The sequence below is a fragment of the Psychrobacillus sp. Z3-81 genome, from assembly GCF_056620325.1.
On the sequence record NZ_JBWQPU010000044.1, the window covers coordinates 1 to 280 of the forward strand.

Consider the following 280-nt stretch of genomic DNA (forward strand, 5'->3'; position numbering starts at 1 on the left):
GACCTCACCTGCTGTCTGACCATGAAGAGGAAATATGAAGCTGATCCAGTTGAATTGTTTGAAATCCCAGTAAAAGAATTAACATTTGACCAACTCCAGTTATTGAAGCTTTCTCATGTGACTGCATTAAAAACCAAAGACCGGAAACAATCTTTGTATGAGGAGGAAAATTTCTTTTCTGAAAATCAGCCATTTCCTTCTCTTAAGATGGTTTTAGAATCATTGCCAGAAAATGTAGGATTTAATATAGAAATAAAATGGATTTGCCAACACAGGGATG

General features: G+C 35.7%; 1 protein-coding gene. It reads left to right on the forward strand.

The annotated features are described in order from the left end of the window. The coding region (locus AC1ECF_RS17560; protein ID WP_480390730.1) for a hypothetical protein at positions 1–280 on the forward strand (280 nt) is incomplete at both ends.